This window comes from Herbiconiux daphne, from assembly GCF_024979295.1.
GTDB lineage: Bacteria > Actinomycetota > Actinomycetes > Actinomycetales > Microbacteriaceae > Herbiconiux > Herbiconiux daphnes.
The window spans coordinates 1-767 of record NZ_JANLCJ010000322.1 but is presented as its reverse complement, the minus strand read 5'-3'; the positions used below and the strand labels follow the sequence as shown (position 1 = coordinate 767).

General features: G+C 41.5%; 1 protein-coding gene. It reads left to right on the top strand.

The window, feature by feature from the left end:
* Nucleotides 1-443: 443 nt before the first annotated feature.
* Nucleotides 444-767, top strand: a 324-nt coding sequence (locus tag N1032_RS24970; protein WP_259543252.1) for a hypothetical protein, incomplete at its 3' end; no start/stop codon positions are given.

Below are 767 nucleotides of genomic sequence, written 5' to 3'. Positions count from 1 at the left end.
CCACAAACCCCGTTTGAACTCACCCCTAATCTTTGGGATGAAGAGAACAGCCTGAAAATCACAGGTGCGGCTATGGTGCTGGCAGGGGCTTATATGAACTACCGTACAGCCCCGGAATCAGAATAATCTAACTAAGCCCCTCGAAAGAGGGGTTTTCTATTTGAGGTGCAATAATGGAAGGTTAACTATTAACGTTCCCGAATGGATATACTTATATAGGGATTACTACTAAAACTGCTCAAAACAGATTTATACATCATCGTGCGGCAAGTAAGATTTATGATCGGCGTGTATATCGCACATGGCGTAAATATGGTGAGCCATCCTTAACCGTCCTGTTTACCTGCACTGAAAAAGAAGATCTTATTAATTGGGAGGTTGAAACTATCGCCAAATACAGATCTAATTCAGTCTGTGTTAACTCAACAAATGGCGGGGAAGGTGTGGAAGGGTATATTTTTACAAATGAAGTGCGTAAAAAAATGAGGTTGGCAAAGCTAGGTGTTAAGCGCGATAAAATATCAGTAGAAAAATCACGGATTGGAATAGCATTAAGCGCACAGAATAGCCCGATTATATCTTGCCCTCATTGTGGGCTTGAGGGTAAAGCTATACAGCTTAAGAAATGGCATTTTGATAACTGTCCTAAACTTACTGGTAAGATGAGATATGCAGATATAGTTACTTGCCCTCACTGCCAGAAGATAGGCAAGCATGGGCATCTACAGCGCCATCATTTTGATAATTGTAAGTACAAGGTAGGGGAG